This window comes from Bacteroides sp. GD17, from assembly GCF_038448625.1.
In the GTDB taxonomy this organism is placed as follows: domain Bacteria; phylum Bacteroidota; class Bacteroidia; order Bacteroidales; family Bacteroidaceae; genus Bacteroides.
Genome location: NZ_JBCEZS010000016.1, coordinates 99,399 through 117,718 on the forward strand (window position 1 = coordinate 99,399; position 18,320 = coordinate 117,718).

General features: G+C 46.0%; 15 protein-coding genes. 5 read left to right on the top strand and 10 right to left on the bottom strand.

Going from position 1 to position 18,320, the window contains the following annotated elements; genetic code table 11:
* Positions 1-7: 7 nt before the first annotated feature.
* The gene (pstA, locus tag AAE250_RS20110) at positions 8-868 is read right to left on the bottom strand and encodes a phosphate ABC transporter permease PstA (protein ID WP_342289371.1); all 861 of its coding nucleotides are present in this window, start codon (positions 866-868) and stop codon (positions 8-10) included.
* A 13-nt stretch (positions 869-881) separates the two neighbouring features.
* A complete protein-coding gene (pstC, locus tag AAE250_RS20115; RefSeq protein WP_342289373.1) occupies positions 882-2,066 on the bottom strand; it encodes a phosphate ABC transporter permease subunit PstC in 1,185 nt (394 codons plus the stop codon).
* A 187-nt stretch (positions 2,067-2,253) separates the two neighbouring features.
* On the opposite strand from pstC, the gene AAE250_RS20120 reads away from it, so the two are divergent.
* From AAE250_RS20120 to AAE250_RS20135, 4 genes are read left to right on the top strand one after another with little or no spacing between them, the layout of a single operon-like run.
* On the top strand, positions 2,254-3,069 hold the full coding sequence (locus tag AAE250_RS20120; RefSeq protein ID WP_342289374.1) for a PstS family phosphate ABC transporter substrate-binding protein: 816 nt from the start codon (positions 2,254-2,256) through the stop codon (positions 3,067-3,069).
* Between the two features lie 57 nt (positions 3,070-3,126).
* Positions 3,127-4,866: a glutamine--tRNA ligase/YqeY domain fusion protein gene (locus tag AAE250_RS20125; protein WP_342289375.1), complete on the top strand. Its 1,740-nt coding sequence runs from the start codon at positions 3,127-3,129 to the stop codon at positions 4,864-4,866.
* A gap of 26 nt (positions 4,867-4,892) precedes the next feature.
* Positions 4,893-6,311 (top strand): tetratricopeptide repeat protein, encoded by a 1,419-nt coding sequence (locus AAE250_RS20130; protein ID WP_342289376.1) that lies wholly within the window; start codon positions 4,893-4,895, stop codon positions 6,309-6,311.
* Positions 6,312-6,338: 27 nt separating this feature from the next.
* Positions 6,339-6,983 (top strand): DedA family protein, encoded by a 645-nt coding sequence (locus tag AAE250_RS20135; RefSeq protein ID WP_342289377.1) that lies wholly within the window; start codon positions 6,339-6,341, stop codon positions 6,981-6,983.
* An 89-nt stretch (positions 6,984-7,072) separates the two neighbouring features.
* On the opposite strand, the gene tpx is transcribed toward AAE250_RS20135, so the two are convergent.
* A complete protein-coding gene (tpx, locus tag AAE250_RS20140; protein ID WP_342289378.1) occupies positions 7,073-7,573 on the bottom strand; it encodes a thiol peroxidase in 501 nt (166 codons plus the stop codon).
* A 127-nt stretch (positions 7,574-7,700) separates the two neighbouring features.
* Here tpx and AAE250_RS20145 point away from each other — a divergent pair, with 127 nt between their 5' ends.
* Positions 7,701-8,312: an HdeD family acid-resistance protein gene (locus tag AAE250_RS20145; RefSeq protein ID WP_342289379.1), complete on the top strand. Its 612-nt coding sequence runs from the start codon at positions 7,701-7,703 to the stop codon at positions 8,310-8,312.
* A 68-nt stretch (positions 8,313-8,380) separates the two neighbouring features.
* Here AAE250_RS20145 and AAE250_RS20150 read toward each other — a convergent pair whose 3' ends face one another.
* The 7 genes from AAE250_RS20150 to AAE250_RS20180 all read right to left on the bottom strand — a co-directional run bounded on the left by AAE250_RS20150 (position 8,381) and on the right by AAE250_RS20180 (position 18,315).
* On the bottom strand, positions 8,381-8,974 hold the full coding sequence (locus AAE250_RS20150; RefSeq protein WP_342289380.1) for a master DNA invertase Mpi family serine-type recombinase: 594 nt from the start codon (positions 8,972-8,974) through the stop codon (positions 8,381-8,383).
* A gap of 174 nt (positions 8,975-9,148) precedes the next feature.
* Positions 9,149-10,948: a hypothetical protein gene (locus AAE250_RS20155; RefSeq protein WP_342289381.1), complete on the bottom strand. Its 1,800-nt coding sequence runs from the start codon at positions 10,946-10,948 to the stop codon at positions 9,149-9,151.
* A 16-nt stretch (positions 10,949-10,964) separates the two neighbouring features.
* Positions 10,965-12,269 carry an ATP-binding protein gene (locus AAE250_RS20160; RefSeq protein WP_342289382.1) on the bottom strand — a complete coding sequence of 435 codons (1,305 nt, stop codon included), beginning with the start codon at positions 12,267-12,269 and terminating at the stop codon, positions 10,965-10,967.
* A 6-nt stretch (positions 12,270-12,275) separates the two neighbouring features.
* Positions 12,276-12,809 (bottom strand): eCIS core domain-containing protein, encoded by a 534-nt coding sequence (locus tag AAE250_RS20165; protein WP_342289420.1) that lies wholly within the window; start codon positions 12,807-12,809, stop codon positions 12,276-12,278.
* Between the two features lie 27 nt (positions 12,810-12,836).
* A complete protein-coding gene (locus AAE250_RS20170) occupies positions 12,837-15,794 on the bottom strand; it encodes a contractile injection system tape measure protein (protein WP_342289383.1) in 2,958 nt (985 codons plus the stop codon).
* Complete coding sequence (locus AAE250_RS20175; RefSeq protein WP_342289384.1) at positions 15,766-17,583, bottom strand: hypothetical protein; 1,818 nt, start codon at positions 17,581-17,583, stop codon at positions 15,766-15,768. Before AAE250_RS20175 ends, AAE250_RS20170 begins: the two co-directional genes overlap by 29 nt.
* Positions 17,584-17,598: 15 nt before the next feature.
* The gene (locus AAE250_RS20180) at positions 17,599-18,315 is read right to left on the bottom strand and encodes a hypothetical protein (protein ID WP_342289385.1); all 717 of its coding nucleotides are present in this window, start codon (positions 18,313-18,315) and stop codon (positions 17,599-17,601) included.
* Between the last annotated feature and the right edge of the window lie 5 nt (positions 18,316-18,320).

An 18,320-nucleotide genomic window follows, 5' to 3' on the forward strand; every position in this document is an offset into this window, starting at 1 on the left:
CTACTCACTAATTTGTCTTTATCTTCTTCTCGAAGTATTTCCGTAAGGCATTTGCCAGGAGATTTACCAAGAGAATAATCACAATCAGCACTAATGCCGTGCCGTAGGCAATGGGAAGCTGCGCCTCCATATCCGTGCCGCTGGTGGAGATGACGTACAAGTGATAGGGCAATGCCATGCACTGGTCGAGGATACTGGTGGGTAGCTGCGGCAAGAAGTAAGCGGCGCATGTGAAAAGGATCGGTGCCGTTTCACCCGAGATACGTCCCAATGCCAGAATCAGCCCGGTAATGATGTTGGGCATGCCCATCGGCAGAATGACGTGCCAGATTGTTTGTAATTTGGTTGCTCCCAATGCTCGGCTGCCTTCGCGCATGCTATCGGGAATAGCTCTCAAAGCCTCCTCCGTAGTACGGATCACCAGCGGCAGGCTCAACAATCCCAACGTCAATGAACCGGCAAGGATACTGTCGCCAAAATCCATATAGTTGACGAACAACGCCATACCAAACAGACCGAAGACTATGGAAGGAATGCCGCTCAGATTGTTCGTCATCATCCTTATCAACCGTACTACCCAGCCTTTCGGAGCATATTCGTTCATATAAATGCCACTCATCACGCCTACCGGAAAAGCGAACAGCGCGCTGCCTATCATCAAACAGAAAGTTCCGACGATGGCTGGCAGAATGCCTCCGGAAGTCATGCCATCAGCAGGAGCCGTCGTAAGGAACTCCCAGTCGATAACTCCTATGCCTTTATATATAATGAAGCCGAGAATAGCGAAGAGAATCCCCACTACACTCAGACTCAACAAGCGGAACAACCCGAATGCTATATTCTGTTCAAGATGTTTTCTATCCATCATATTCCTTATTCAATTATACTTTCCGTGCCGAGACTGCTTCCACCGTAAGATTTATCAGCAGACTGATGAAAAATAAGACTACACCCAGAAGGAACAGCGCCTCATAATGAGGTCCTCCGGCAGGTGCCTCACCCAGTTCGGCAGCAATCGTTGCAGGTATGGTACGCAGCGGTTCCAAGATGGTATGGGGAATGACGGCAGCATTGCCGGTCACCATCAATACCGCCATCGTCTCGCCTACTGCACGGCCGATGCCCAACACAACACCTGATGTGATGCCCGATATGGAATAGGGTATCACTACCTTATATATAGTCTGCCACTGCGAAGCTCCCAGCGCCAAGCTGGCTTCGCGCATGGCACGGGGACAATTGCGCATGGCATCTTCCGTCACCGTAATGATGGTGGGTAATGCCATAATCGCCAGCACAATGCTTCCCGCCAAACCACTCTCGCCCACCGGCAAGTCAAAGACTTTCTGTATAAACGGCACAATCACTATCAGCCCGAAGAAACCGTAAACCACCGACGGAATACCGCTCAGCAACTCTATTATCGGCTTCAACAGGTTGCGTACCTTGTAGTTGGCAACCTCGGACATATAGATAGACACCGACAAGCCGAACGGCAACGCTATGAGAATGGCAAACAAACTAACCCACAACGTACCTGCAATAAGCGGCAAAAAGCCGAACTGTGCAGCAGGAGTTGCCGTGGGAAACCATTCGGCTCCGGCAAACACATCTTTTACCGAAATAGTGTTGTCCTTCAGCAGATGCACCGAGTCCGGACGGACGATGAACTGCTGCGGTACAAAAGCGATAATGCCCGGAGTGCGCTCCACCAATTCAGTGATGCAAGCACCTGCATGCTCATAAGAAGCGCCCAGTTGTTCCTCGGAATAGTATTGCGTAATATCCTCCAGGCGGAACAACCGGACAGGAAGATTCTCTCCCCCTACTTCATCCCAATTCGTTATCTCTTCGTCGAAAACATCTTTTATCTGAGCCGGAGTCAGCTCACTTACCTTATTATTTTTATTCAATGCCAATACATATCCTTCTTCGATAACCTTGCTGCCGAACAGCCCCAGTGCCTCGGAAAACAGGAACAAGACGATGAGTACAATGGTGAGGCTTGTTACAAAGCCGCTACAAGCCAGTACACCTTCTACTATTTTCTCAAAAATCCTTTTCATGCTACCTATTGATTTCTGCATGCAAAGAAACAGGCTACGTGTTAAGAGAGTGTGACTAACGTTTGAAAGAAATATGTCAAAAGTGTTACAAACGTGTTACAAAGCGCAAATGTCCAACACCTGTAATACTTTTGTAATATCCATTACCTTAATTTGCAGCGTGCATAATTACAACCAATAAGTAAATATGAAAGCTAAAACAATACTATCATTCCTTGCTCTGACAGTTGCCACTACCGGCATGCAGGCACAACGCATCAAAGGCAGTGACACCGTGCTTCCCATTGCACAGCAAACTGCCGAACGCTTCATGGCCCTGAATCCCACAGCACGTGTCACCGTCACCGGTGGTGGAACGGGAGTCGGCATTTCCGCTCTATTGGATGAGACTACAGACATAGCAATGGCCTCGCGTACCATCAAGTTTAGCGAGAAGATGAAGGCTAAAGCTGCCGGAGAAGATCTGGAGGAAGTTCCCATCGCCTACGATGCCCTTGCTGTAGTAGTACACCCCTCCAACCCTGTGAAACAACTCACCCGCCAACAATTGGAAAGCATCTTCCGCGGCAAAATTACCAATTGGAAGCAAGTGGGCGGAGACGACCGTAAAATAGTAGTATATTCCCGGGAAACTTCTTCCGGAACCTATGAATTCTTCAAAGAAAGCGTACTGAAAAACAAGAACTATATGAGCAGCAGCCTTTCCATGCCTGCTACGGGTGCCATCATCCAATCTGTCAGCCAGACACGAGGAGCTATCGGCTACGTCGGCCTTGCCTACGTATCACCGCGCATCAGGACACTCGCCATCTCTTACGACGGAAAGCATTTCGCCAATCCTACACTGGAGAATGCCGTCAACAAAACATACCCTATCGTACGTCCACTATTTTACTATTACAACAAGAAAGACTCGGTTTCAGTAGCCCCTTTGATCGATTTCATTCTGTCTCCTGCCGGACAAGAAATCATTAAAAAGAGTGGATATATTCCCATGAAATAACGATATACAAAAAAATAGTCGTACTTTTGTGCCACGATACGAATAATAGATAGCATTATGGCAGAAATTAAAAACGAAGAAACAAGCGAAAAGAAGAGCTTGAACTTCATTGAGCAAATAGTAGAGAACGATCTGAAAGAAGGTAAAAATGACGGAAAAGTACAGACACGCTTCCCGCCCGAACCGAACGGCTACCTTCACATCGGTCATGCCAAGGCCATCTGCCTTGATTTCGGCATTGCCGCTGCACACAACGGCATCTGCAACCTGCGTTTCGATGACACCAACCCTACCAAGGAAGATGTAGAATATGTAGAAGCCATCAAGGAAGATATCCAATGGTTGGGCTACCAGTGGGGGAACGAATATTATGCTTCCGACTATTTCCAGCAACTTTGGGACTTCGCCATCCGCCTCATCGAAGAGGGTAAAGCATATATTGACGAGCAGACGTCCGAACAGATTGCCGCTCAAAAAGGTACTCCCACCCAAGCGGGCGTGGAAAGCCCTTACCGTAACCGCCCCATCGAAGAAAACCTGGAACTGTTCCGTAAGATGAACAGTGGCGAGATTGAGGAAGGTGCCATGGTGCTGCGTGCCAAGATTGATATGGCAAGCCCCAACATGCACTTCCGCGACCCTATCATCTACCGTGTGGTAAACCATCCGCACCACCGTACAGGCACTACATGGAAAGCTTATCCGATGTATGACTTCGCCCACGGACAGAGTGACTTCTTCGAAGGAGTAACCCACTCTTTGTGTACGTTGGAGTTTGTACCCCACCGTCCACTGTACGACCTCTTCGTCGACTGGGTGAAGGAGGGAAAAGACCTGAACGACAATCGTCCCCATCAGTACGAATTCAATAAACTGAACCTCAGCTACACACTGATGAGCAAACGCAACCTGCTGACGCTGGTCAAAGAAAACCTCGTCAACGGTTGGGACGATCCCCGTATGCCGACTATCTGTGGTTTCCGCCGCCGCGGCTACTCTCCGGAGTCCATTCATAAGTTCATCGACAAAATCGGTTATACCACCTACGATGCACTCAATGAATTTGCTTTGTTGGAAAGTGCCGTACGCGAAGATCTGAACGAACGTGCCACCCGCATATCAGCTGTACTGAATCCGGTGAAACTTATCATCACCAACTACCCCGAAGGGCAAGTGGAAGAACTGGAAGCCATCAACAACCCGGAACGTCCGGAAGAAGGCAGCCACCTCATTGAGTTCAGCCGAGAACTGTGGATAGAGCGCGATGACTTCATGGAAGACGCTCCGAAGAAATATTTCCGTATGACTCCGGGACAAGAAGTACGTCTGAAGAATGCTTACATCGTGAAATGCACCGGCTGCAAGAAAAACGAAGCCGGCGAAATCACTGAAGTATATTGCGAATGTGACCTTGACAGCAAAAGTGGTCTGCCCGGAGCAAACCGTAAAGTGAAAGGTACCATACACTGGGTGAGCTGCAACCACTGTCTCCAAGCCGAAGTACGCCTCTACGACCGTCTGTGGAAAGTAGAGAACCCACGCGACGAGCTTGCCGCCATTCGTGAAGAAAAGAACTGCGATGCGCTGACAGCCATGAAGGAAATCATCAATCCTGACTCCCTGCATGTACTGCCCTGCTGCTACATCGAGAAATATGCGGCCGGTATGACGCCCCTCTCCTACCTGCAGTTCCAGCGCATTGGCTACTTCAATGTCGACAAGGATTCTACACCGGAGAAAATGGTATTCAACCGTACGGTAGGTCTGAAAGACAACTGGGGCAAAATCAATAAATAAAGTATTCAGTAGTAAGTAAAAAATAGATGAGTAAAAAAAACCTGCTGTCCGGAAGAGACAAAGAACTACAAGAAATTGCAGAACAGTATGAAGCTGCCAAAGCCGAAAACAAACCAATCTATCTGGACGCAGACGACTTAGCTGACCTCGCTGACTGGTATGCCATTCGCCATAAATACGAAAAGGCTACCGAGGTCGTAGAATACGGTTTAGGTCTGCACCCCGACAGTACAGCACTGTTGGTGGAACAGGCCTACCTCTTCATGGACACCCAAAAGAAGGAAAAAGCCAAAGAAATAGTGGCACGCATTGCCGAAGATTCTTCTGAAGTAAAAGTATTGAAAGCCAATCTGCTGTTTGAAGAAGGAAAAGCAGAAGATGCGGAAGCGTTGCTCGAGTCTATGGACGATAAAGACGACTTGGCCAATATCGTTGACGTATCTTATATGTACATTGACATGGGGATGCCCGAAAAAGCATTGCCATGGCTTACCAGCGGACTCGAGAAGTATGCCGAGGAAGAAGCATTCCTGGCTGTTACCGGCGATTGTTATTATACGCAGGGACTGCATGAAAAGGCGACTTTCTTCTTCAACAAACTGATAGACAAGAATCCATATTCGGCTCCTTACTGGTTCGGACTGGCCCGTTGCTACTTCGACCAACAGATGTTTGACAAAGCTATCGAAGCATGCGACTACGCCATTGTGGCCGATGACGAGTTTGCCGATGCTTACGTCATGAGAGGGCATGCCTACTTCCAGTTGGGCAATGAAGAAGAAGCCATGGACAACTATAAGCATGCAGAAAAACTCGAAGCCGTGTCTCCAAGTTTTATCAACACCTTTATCGGCTTGAACAAAGTGACCCAAGGAGAATGGAAAGAAGGATATGCCTACCTGGAAAAAGCGATTGCTGCAAAAGGCGATGACGAAGACGCATTGACGCTGCCCGCACTCTATGCCAACGCTGCGCTATGTCTCCACAAGATGGGCAAAAAGCGAAAAGCGCATCAATACTGCCGGAAAGCCCAAGAACTGGCTCCCGAAGAAGTAGACCCGTACTTGGTGGAAGGCCGTATTTATCTGGAAGAGGGCAATTATGAAAAGGGAGTAAAGCAATGGGCAACAGCCTTGGAATATGCTCCGTATGCAGACACATGGCACGAAATAGGCATGTACAGCATGGAAATAGGACAATTAAGCTATGCCAAGCTTGCCTTTGAACATGTCAAAGAGATGGAACCGGACTTTGAAGGCATCAACGAGAAACTAACTTCTCTGTACATGCTGCTCAAAGACAAAGAAAACTTTATGAAGTACAACCAACTCTGCGAACATCCGTTCAAACTGGAAGAACTGGAAAAATTGCAGCAGATGCTGAAAGAAGAAGACCAGGAAGACTTGGCCCAGGTAATGAAAAACATTTTTGATGCATTACACTAATATTCAGTAAACTGTAAATAATAAAAAATGGAATCGTCAGCAGAACTTATCAAATGGGTATTGGAAAACCTTAACTATTGGGTAGTTACCATCTTTATGGCTATCGAAAGTTCTTTTATCCCTTTTCCGTCCGAAGTCATTGTCCCTCCCGCTGCATGGAAGGCTATGGCAGACGAAAGCATGAATATCTTTCTTGTAGTTATTTTTGCAACTGTAGGGGCAGACTTGGGAGCACTGGTGAATTACTATCTGGCCCGCTGGCTGGGGCGCCCTATTATCTATAAGTTTGCCAACAGCCGCTTGGGACACATGTGTCTTATCGATGAAGAAAAAGTACACCATGCCGAAGAATACTTCAGGAAGCACGGTGCAGGCTCCACATTCTTCGGACGCCTCATTCCTGCTGTGCGCCAGCTTATCAGTATTCCTGCAGGACTTGCAGGTATGAAGTTAAGCTCTTTCTTGCTTTATACAACGCTTGGTGCCGGAATATGGAATTCGATACTTGCCCTGTTAGGCTACCTCATCTATCGGTTTACCGATCTCAAAACAACAAACGATGTCTACATTATGGCAACAAAGTACAGCCATGAGATAGGATATATCATTATTGGCGTAGCTGTGCTGGTTGTAGGATTCCTGGCATATAAGGGAATGAAAAAGAAAAAGTAACGCACATATCCAGACGAACTGTAAGAAAAAACGGTGAACAAGGTATTCTCTTGTCCACCGTTTTCTTCATTATTAACTGATCTTATTTATCACTTTACTGCTGCGATAGCCTTGTCATAATCCGGTTCTTGTGTTATTTCCGGAACAAGTTCCGTATAGGCAATCTTTCCATCTTTGCCCACAACCACTACCGCACGTGCCAGCAGGCCGGCAAGTGGTCCGTCTGCCATACGTACCCCGTAGTTCTCATCAAAATCGGAGTAACGGAAATCAGACAATGGGATTACATTCTCAATGCCTTCCGTCGTGCAGAAACGTGCATGGGCAAAAGGCAAATCTTTAGAGATTGCCAACACCACCGTATCGGGCAAACCTGCCGCCAGCTTATTGAACTTGCGCACAGAAGTAGCACACACGCCGGTATCCAGACTGGGGAAGATATTCAGAATCACATTCTTTCCATTCAACTCTTTCAGAGAAAACGAGGATAAATCCGTTTTCACCAATTCAAAATCGGGAGCAGCAGCTCCTACCTTTATAAACTCACCGATAAGCTTTACCGGTTGTCCTTTAAAATTTGTTGTAGCCATAGTTTTATCAAATTATTTAGAGATATAACAAATAAAAAGAGCGAAAGGTTCATCAGAAACATTTTTCAAAGCCGGATTGTTATCTTATCAAACGAACTTATGATAATCACTAAAAATTAAGATTCACATGAAAACTATTTTTGACGAACTCCAGCAGGAAGTAAAGAACTGGTGGATTTCACTTATCCTTGGTATTCTTTATGTCGTAGTGGCTTTATGCCTGATGTTTGCTCCCTTCAGCGGGTATGCAGTTCTGAGTATTCTGTTCAGCATTTCCATGCTGTTCAGCGGTTTGCTGGAAATATCTTTTGCCTTGAGTAACCGCAAGTCCGTGTCTAGTTGGGGTTGGTATCTGGCGGGAGGTATTATCGATATGATTTTAGGTTTATACCTGATAGCCTACCCTATGCTGAGCATGGAAGTCATTCCATTCATTATCGCATTCTGGCTGATGTTCCGGGGTTTTTCTTCTGTGGGCTATGCCATGGACCTGAAAAGATACGGGACAAAGGACTGGGGATGGTACGTGGCTCTCGGCATACTTGCCATCATTTGCTCGCTTATTATCTTGTGGCAACCGGCTGTAGGCGCCATCTATGCTGTGTATATGATTTCATTTGCTTTCCTGATTATAGGTTTCTTCCGCATCATGTTGTCATTTGAACTGAAGAACCTGCATAAGCGCGGCAAAGAATGGAAAGAGGCAGAGAAACGAAACAGAGAAATACCGATTGAATAAAAAAAGTTCTGACGAAGTGTGTCAAAAGGTTCTCAACTCTTGACACCTTCGTTCAGTCAGGTTATTGGTTAATAACGACTCAGAAAGCGGGACATCGTCGTTCGGGAAACTCCCATCTGACGAGCAAGTTCGGCACAAGTAATGCCTTTCCGATACTCTCTAACAAGTTTTCTTCTATTCTCCTTGAGCACCTTCATTTTCGGGGTATCTCCCTTTTTGCGTCCTAAATGCTTACCTTCATTCCTTCGTCTTTCCAGTGCCTCCTTGGTACGCATTGAAATCAAATTACGTTCGATTTCGGCCATCAGCCCAAAGGCGAATCCAAGCACTTTACTGTTGATGTCATTCTGGAAAACATACCCTTCTTTGGTACTGTACAGCACCACTCCCCTTTTGATACAAGAATTCAGAATGGTCATAATCTCGAGTAAGGTACGACTGAGACGGGAAATCTCTGTGATAATCAAAGAATCTCCGGGTCGCATCCGGTCCAGGACTCCTGCCAGTTTACGATCTTTACTGCTCACTTTACCGCTGACCGTCTCCATGTACCATCTGTCAATGATCAGACCATTCTTTTCTGCGAAGCGTACAATTTCTTCGCGCTGGTTTTCCAGAAATTGCTTTTCCGTACTGACCCTTAAATAAGCTACTACTGCCATAATTGATAAACGTTATATTGGTTATTATTCAATACCAAAGAACGGTTATTCAAATAAGAGTGGCAATACACCTCTGTGTCCGCTTATTAGGGCTAATAGTCATTTATCTTTAAAGACATTTTTCTTTATTCGTACACAATAGAACTCCAACGCCCCCAAGGGTGGGGAATTGAATCATGGTAAAGGTTCTCTTTTATTTAGTTTCAGGATTAAAAAATAAAATAAAATAGGTACTATCGGCAAAGCAATAAGCACCAGATAGGTCATACTTCCCGTCTCCAGATTGAAGTAGATGACTTGCGGCGACAGAGCCTCTATCATAAAAAAGAAGAAAACGCCCAATTCCATCACTAAGGTAATCATCAGAAGTATGACAAACGTATAATATTTCTCAATATAGATATTGAAAGGTACAGATATATAACGCATTACCACAAGGGCAAGGATCATAATGAGAATGCAAAGGTCGATGCAAAAGAAAAGCCCCCACTGCCCGGAAGCATAGTCACACTCCATCAGCTGCCAGATATTTCCGTTGTTCACTCCCGGACGTATGGTTTTATACGGAATCCGAAACAAATAAAACGGATTAACAACACGGGTAAACACGGAACTGGTATCAATGGATCCGTCATTATACAGTATACGGGAAGAAACTCCCAAAGAGTCAAAGTCTGCAAAATAAACAGAATCGACAAAACATTGAAGCCCCGAGATAAAACCGGAATGCTCGGCCGCCGCTTTTCTGGAGAAGGTTAAGAAGAATCCCAAATCTTTATTCTTCACTCGTTTTTGATCACGATAAATATAAATAGAGTCGTTGACGCACAGACTGTCTATCACAAGACTGAGTGATTTGACAAGTTGCGTCAAGGCACGTTTCTCCTTAAAGTCGAAGGCAGGTAAATAAATATTCAGCCCTTCGGGCTTCGACGCAAAGTCCGAGCGATTTATCATGCCACCCGGATAGTTCAAGACAGAATAGATAAACTTGCGACAAGCTTCCGGATTAGTCAGGAACTGATTGGTAGATGAAGCATCACCGCAGTAAGCCACCAAGTCGTAAGGTTTATCTTTGTAGGGAACAAAATCCATCATATTCGGAGATGTCCAGTTATTGGTTATTTCCGGTGTTCCGCCTACCGGGTCAATGATGTATCCCAAATAGCCGTAACGCTTGATACGGGAACTAACCGAAAGGGGCAGTCGCAAATAGACATCCGTCATCCAGTAGGGAACCATCACATAAAGCGAATCAGACCTGAGAATGCGCTCTTTCAGAGTCTCGACTTCCGTCGAAAAGTAGCGGGTAGTATCCGTAACATATTTATAATGTCCTCGTACGGCATTCGAGCGATTATCGAAATAACAATAGAAATTCTTTACGTTATAGAGATCGTAGTATTCGGCATCCTTGAGCCACCCCATAGAGCTATTCTCATCATAAACCTCGGGAGGAGTCGCTTCTTCTGTTCCGGTAGTATCGGGAACATAAATAATGTCGTCCAGCTTTTGAGCAGTTTCATAAGATACATCCGTAATCAACGTATTCATGAAGCCTTTAGCCAGAATACGGGGAGCAAGCAAGTCATTCTCGGAAAGCTTGAACTGTTGTTCCAACTTAAAAGGATAGACTACATAGCCGTAGGCATCAGGAGTAAGCATCAGACTATAGATCCTCCCCATGTCATCCACTTCCTTGAAGAAATAAGTATTACCGGGAACGGGCGAAGGAATAAGTCCTTTCCATCCACCGGCCAAAGTCATTTCCAGACGTCCGGTTTCAATGAAAGGCCACTTTTCCTTTCCATGAGTAGCCACTTCACGGCGAATACGGTTCCATGCCCGCGGAGTCTGATAATGATAGGGACGGAAACGCTGGTAGGCTTCCGTAAATGTATCTTGCGCCCGAAGCGGAAAGCCCGTGATACAGAGTAATAAAACAATTACCGGCAACACCCTTTTCATTCTCATAGCATATTAATTTTTATTATCTGACACCCTCTTTTATTTGTTCGCGCCGAATGGCATCTATCAATATACGTTCATCAAGAACAGCAGCATTGACGGACATCAAATGAAGTGCACAACTGCGAATCACGTTGGTCATAGCTCCACCCGAAAGTTCATAATCAGCAATCTTACGGACAGATGTTTCACGATCAGGCAACCAAGACTGAGGCAACATATTTCTCCACAATTTGCAACGGGTCTCCTCGTCGGGCATAGGAAAATAGACAATGGACTGGAAACGCCGTGAAAAAGCCTCATCAATATTGCTGCGCAAGTTTGTTGCCAGGATTACCGTACCCGGAAAATCCTCAATGCGCTGCAACAGATAGGCAACTTCCTGGTTGGCATGCCGGTCATTGGAGGTCTGCGTTGAGGTACGCTTGCCAAACAAAGCATCGGCTTCGTCAAAGAAGAGAATCCAACGACGGTTCTCGGCCATGTCGAAAACACGTGCCAAATTCTTTTCCGTTTCACCGATATATTTGGAAACGATCATCGAAAGGTCCACCCGGTAAACATCCATTCCGTTCCGTTTTCCCAGCAGGGTTGCAGCAAGTGTCTTTCCTGTTCCCGGTGGTCCGTAGAACAGTGACCGATATCCGGGCTTGAGAATACGTTTCAATCCCCATGCTTCCATAATAGTTTCCGAACCCGTTATCCAAGTATTGATCTCTTCCAGCTGACCGGCAACGTGATAGTCCAGCACCATGTCACTCCAGTCCAGCGGAGTAGTTATCCGCTTGGCCGGGAAACCGGTGCTGTAATCCGGCTTATACTCTTTGCCATGAAGAACCTTACTCAACAGTTCATCCGATGCCCGGAGCTGCCCGCTCAGAAAAGGTTCCCCATCTCCCCTACCTTCCAAACGAAGTACATTGTGTGTATAAAACCAATGTTCTTTCTCGAACAAACGAACCACCGAAGTGCGCATGTCTGTATCTTCACCCGCAAGCATGAATGCGGCCGTTTCGCCCGTGGGCAAGAATCCTCCGTGCGACAGTCCCTTCCAACCTCCAAATTCCGTATAAGGACGGTCAAAGTTCTTGTTATTGACAAAAAAGATATCCAAAGCCTGTGGATAAAGATGTGGCATCAAAGCAAGCATGACGACCACTTTTTCCTCAAAAGAGATCTGCTCATCAGGCATACCCGTCATCTCTCCCCACCACATACTATGGGGAGGAGGTACTTCATGCAACGAGGTCAGTTCACACTCTTGCTTGAAGTAAAGACGGATAGCAGTGTCGAGTACCTGCTGAAACCACGCAGTCAGTTCCTTCATAAGAAATTATCTTGCAGCCTGAGCCCCCAATACATCGGCCTCATGTTCCAAGCCTTCGTTGTCATTGACCGGCATGCCCCCTATTTCCGTAGTGGGCTGCACGCGCCCTTCGGCCTGCTGGACCACATGAGTCAATTCATGCCCAAGCAATTGCTGTCCCGCAGCAGTGTCAGGTTTGAACTGTCCCGGAGCAAAATGGATATCAGTCCCCTGGGTATATGCCAATGCGCCGACTTCCGGTGCTGCAGCTGAATCGGGATGTACACGTACGTCTGAAAAATCCGTATTGAAAGAAGCTTCCATACGCTGTTTCACATCATCGGGAATTCCTGTCTTATTCTCCGCTTCACGCTGAAGAGATTGCTCAAACTTACCTTGCAGCAAGTCATCCTCATCATCTGCGCGTTGCACAATGCCTGCCATCTTGGCTTGTGCAGCAGAGAGTTCACGATTGTCAGCCAACTGCATGCCTCCATCAGTCCGCTTGGATTGCCGCACCCGTATAGGGGCGACATCCATATTCATTTTTTCAGCACTCATCATATCTACGCTCTATTTAGTTATTTTTTATCTCCATTCCACCATAATTACTTCCTTCATCCAGCGGAATGGCTGTGTTTTATATCCCCAAGGCAGCGAATCAAGCAATACATCATAGGCTTTTGGTTCTATTTTGACTTTCCAGATTCTCTCATCTTTATCATCTTTTCCTACAGCCCCCTCCCTCAGGATAAATGCTTCCCGCAAAGCTCTTGATGAAGTGTTTTTCATCTTACTCCAGTTCATATGTACCGCATCGAACATAGTGTCAAGTAACGTAATATCTTCATCACTCAGTTGATAAGTACGAGGTAACACCACAGCATCATCATTGATTCCGGCATAGATTTTATTCAAATAAAGTTCCTCCTCACTCCATTCCCGTTGCTCACCATAAGCCAGATACTGCAATGCAAAAATAAAATGAAAGCGGTCGTCCATACACTTAAACGACATATTGTTATCCACTATTCCCATCTTTCTGCACATCGCAGGAAGGTAAGGACCCAGCAGCACTAAACCTGCATTTTTCACCATAACGTTCTTCTTCAAATCCGACCGGCTTTCATTCCTTTCTTGCCATTGACGAATCCATTCTAATTCTCTTTCAGACATTTCCATAATTTGTATTTTATTTAGTAAAACAATAAATCCGTGAGGTAAATTACTGCGCACACGCACAAACAAAAAATCCATAATTTCCTGCTCGGACCACGATAAATATTTTGTTGCGGTAAGTTCCACTACCCAAACAGATAGATATTCGCTCAACGATTCCAGGAAAACATACTCTTGGAAACGAGAACGTAATGCCGCATATATTGAAAGCCAACGACGATAAATGACAAGTAACCGTACATCTCCAATACGGCGAAGCCAAAGATTACGCAAAGTCCGGCTCCGGTTGACCAGCCTCAGCAACAATATTTCATTCATCCGGCCGGATTTCCATAACGCCTTAAATAGCCCATTTTTCTCATCCAGAAAAAAGACAAGCCATTTCTCCATATAGGCTTCACGTGTACCGGACAAGATCACATCCGTACCGAACAAATAAATAGCCCAATCCTCCAGTTCCTTATCTGTTTTAGAACGCACCACCGACACATCAGCCATAGGCAAAAGATGTTCTTCATAAAGCTCTTTCAAGATACCTCCCAACTGCATAAACTGATGTTGCGATAACAGAGCCGTAAGTTCATGCAAGAAGTAACCGATCAATGCAGTGACTTCCTGATTATAATGGGCAGCTATACGCCGCAGAACGGAATATACAAAGTATTTCTGATGGAATGCCACAGTATAATCAGCAGAGAAACAAGAAAATATAAACTCCCACTTCATCGAACGGAACTCTCCGCCCGCTTTGCCTTCAAGCATTCCCGAAGCATGCCCCTTCTCAAGTAAGGCAGCATAGCCGACTATAAACTCGCCTTGATGCGGAAACAAGCGGATTACCAAAGAGTCTATTTGCCGCTCGGTATGCATCTCGATGAACTTCCGTATAGACAATGAGGTTTGCAAAAACTGAGTCCATTCCTCAACAGAACGGATTTCATCCGGCTCCTTCTTCTCCCCGACAGCAAATATTTGCTGCAATTCTTGCACAACAAGGAATATGCCCGAAGAAGAAAAAAGCTGCTTCAGTTCTTCATCGGCATATAGCCAATGAATCAAATCGAGCACTGAAAGATTATAATGAGCCGCCAGATGCTGAAGCACAGACCAGACAAACTGCCTCCGACTAAATGCAGAAAACGGCATGGAAAACAAAACGGCAAAAATAAACTCCCACTTCAGCAGACGGAATTCACTTCCGGCCTTCCCTGAAAATGTCCCTGCATCTTTGTGCTTATCGAGCAGGCAAGCATAGGAAATCACAAACTCACTTTCCTGAGGAACGATGATCTTCACCAATTGATGAATCTCTCTCTCCTGCAGCTGCTGCAACAATTTCCGACAATATACCGCATCAGAAAGGATGCCGGACAAATGATCGCAGGAAAGAATGTATTCCGCTTCTTTCCGGGTTTCCCTGAAACGAAGAGCAGAAACAACCTCACGCATGAGGCAAATATGGTAATCACCATCCAGAGCCCAAAGTTCCGCCTGTATATCCTGCCTGATCTCTTTCAAGATACTCCATAGTTCCGGTAATTGTACAACCGTATTTTCAAGTTCCTGAAGTCCTTCGGTGAGCAAACGGGTCATCTCTGCCAAAGAATAATTCAGATGCGCCGCCACTCCTCGAAGCGTATGCAGGATAATCTGCTTGCGACTGAAATGTCCTCCACTCTCGGCAAACAGATAAGCCAACACAAGTATCCATACTACATCACGGTATTCACTCCGGGTTATATCCGATCGTCTCAAAGAATCATAAGTGCGTATCTGTACCCGCACATAAAGATTGACGAATATACTCTCAGAAGGCTGTACAATATGAACAATCTGCTCCAACTGCTCGTCACTGAACTGGTACACCAACCTGCAGCATAAGAAATCATAATGCCCGTAAGCATTCAAGAACTCCTTGAAGCGATAGGCTTCCTCATCGAGAACCTTTTTCAGCAGGTAGTCCAGATTAGTATATTCCTGATCTACTTCGAACGGAAAATAACCGTGCAATAAGAAGAAAGAGAGTGTCTCAAAGGCATTCCTGCCCGTAGAAACGATTCGCACGCCTTCCTTACCAGTATCCAGGAGCGGCTGTTCCCCAATCTTTTCCTCACAATATTTTTGCAATACCTCACGCAACCGTACAGGGAACTGTTTATAGAATTCCTCTTCCGCAATACTTCCCAAATCAAGAGGTAAAGAGTCTATGATAACCGTACGGTCCGGTTGATCATAGGCAGACAAAACCTCCTCCACCACTTCTTCAAAAGAAGTACGAAAGAAAGCATCCCACCCACCGTTCAACTGCCGGGCGAAGGGAACATCGTCCGCTTTAAAATCAAATTTTACTGTACCAATTGTTATCATCTTCCAAGTCTTTTTTCAATTTACCACATAACTCCTCCAGTCCATACTTCCGCTGGGTAGACAGAGAATATTTCCAGAAAAGATAATTAGAACGAAACGAACTTATCTGTCCCCGTCTTTGCCACAACAATGTCATTTTCAGATGGGCAGGCAGACGTTTTGCCAGCAGCTCTCCGCATCCGTGCCTGAAGTCACCATCCAGCAGCCATTTTTCATCCACAGCCAGCACTATCGAAATCCGGAATGCTTCTTTTTCCGTTACGGCAAACCTTCCATTTTTATATTCCAGAAAGCGATGCTCCAAAAGAAAAAACTCCATCTGATATTTCCCTATGTTCAGAATCTTCCTGAAATAGGCCTCAATCCCCGACTCATCCTGCTGGGAGGCATCCAACAAATTCATGCCTTTTCCTCTGTTCAGCCCCCATAAGGGAATATCCGCCAAAAAAGTAATCCTGCGTTTACGGCGTTCAACTTCACTTTCATATTTCCACAGAAAAGGCAGGTTGCTGTCTTCCCCGTAAATACTCTCAAGGACATCTACCCATTGCTCTTTTTTCTCCGATAACTCCGTCTCATCAGGTTTCATCCAGGATGGAAGCTGTCGCAATTCATCCAACGAGTCTTCCGTCAAGCTATCAAAAATATCCAGATATGCGCCGGTCTGTTCATTAATATTTGTCCGATAACACACAGGCAGATCATTACGCAAAGAGTAATGGCTGAATATTTCTCGGTGTACTCCCTCCGGCACAGCATCCAGCACTTCTTTATCAGTGGTACGGTTCTGAGCTCCGTAAAGTGCGGCACGCATAGAACCAAAATGGAGTTGGACGGCATCCCAGAGAATGAGCACAGACCTACCCCTACGCGTCAGTGATACTTCATGCTTTCTATACCCCATCTCAGCCAAGGCATACCCCTGAAAGATGCTCTTTCTTTTCAGATTGCCATGCAGCACATTCCCGTCCTCCTTAAAATAAAAAGACGAAAGGCGGGAAACTCCGGGCAAATCGCGAAGCTTCTGATAAAGCCAGGCAACATCATACTCTTCCCAGTCCGTACACAACGAAGCTTCATCCACTACCATGCGTGCCTGCTCAGGTCCCTCAAGTATCTCATCCGGTGTCCAGCCTTCAGCCAGCAATTCATCGACTCTGCGGAACCGTACACCGGCCCTAAGAAACTCTTGTATCTCAAAGAAGATTCGTGCCGTCAGCAAATTAGAGTCTACCGTGTCGTTTATCTCTATCTCTGCACATATCTGGAGGATATCATATTCCAGAAAACGTATGGAGCTCACATCTTCGCACAAATTACGATGGGTATGATACAACCCATACACTTCTTTGAGAATCTGCTTTCTTCTTATATCTGAAGTATCGGGCCACACGTCAAGTACAAAATCATACATGCCCGTTTCCGGATGAACAATAACCCGTACATCCGACAAATCATCGATATTCGAGATGAACAGTTTCCTATAGTCCGTCACCGTTACCGGGTTGACCGAGAATATTTCCGAAGGGGCAAACAGCCCATGTTCCCGGGGAGCAAATTCTTTTTGCGGCAAAGTCAGATAATCGGGCAAGTCAAACCCCATACGATAATCGGTTTCGAGCAGCACATAATTCAGCACGTCGAGCAGCGTGACTCCCGGGTCGTGCAGGTTATAGTCCGTCCATACCTTACCCGCAATGCGCTGGACATTCTTCAGCGCTTTCTCCTGAAGTTGGGAATAAAGGTCCTCCCCTTCAGGCTTTCGAGTAATAACAGTATGCCCTTCCATATCTTTCTTTTTTTGCTATCGGGAAATAAAGTCCATATCGAACAATCGTTTGATACAATAATGCACCCAGACATCTTCACCGTAGTCCGAACGGGTACGCATCTGCAACCTGCAATTCAGACCTTCGCTATACCAACGGAACTGTATTTTGTTGAAGCGGCTACCGAACCAGGAATGAGTGGAGCGCACCTTGGGATGTTTTCCAAAACAGTGCATGGCCGTAACCTCTGCCAATGCATACCGTCCTTTCCCTTTCAGCCCACAAGCAGCCTCAATCCGGTATCCTATGCAACCATAGTCCAGATTGCCGATATTTTGCCACTGACCATTTGCCGGAACTTTGCCTTGCATATATCCTCCTATGAAACTATCGGCACGCACCGTACCGTTTATCTCAAGTCCCACTTTGCCTTCCGTGCCCAGTGAGATCGTACCGTTCTGAGAAAGAGTAACCAAAGGCTCCGCTTCCAATCCCCGGCGTATATGCAGTTCGCCCCCCTTACCCAATGCTACAATCCATGCCGGTTCGCTGTCCAGGATGTTTTGGCGGATTTCCATGACAGCCCCCTCATCATCAAGCGGAGAAAGCTGCAAACCCCTCTCTGCCGACTTATTGAAGCCGTCGTCCACGATGTTCAGCATCGAGTCTATCAAATCGGCAAATTGCCCGCTATCAGGCTTTTTCCCTTTGCCGAAGTATTCTTTTAAGGTTCTGCGATTCGTTTTTGCCATATCCG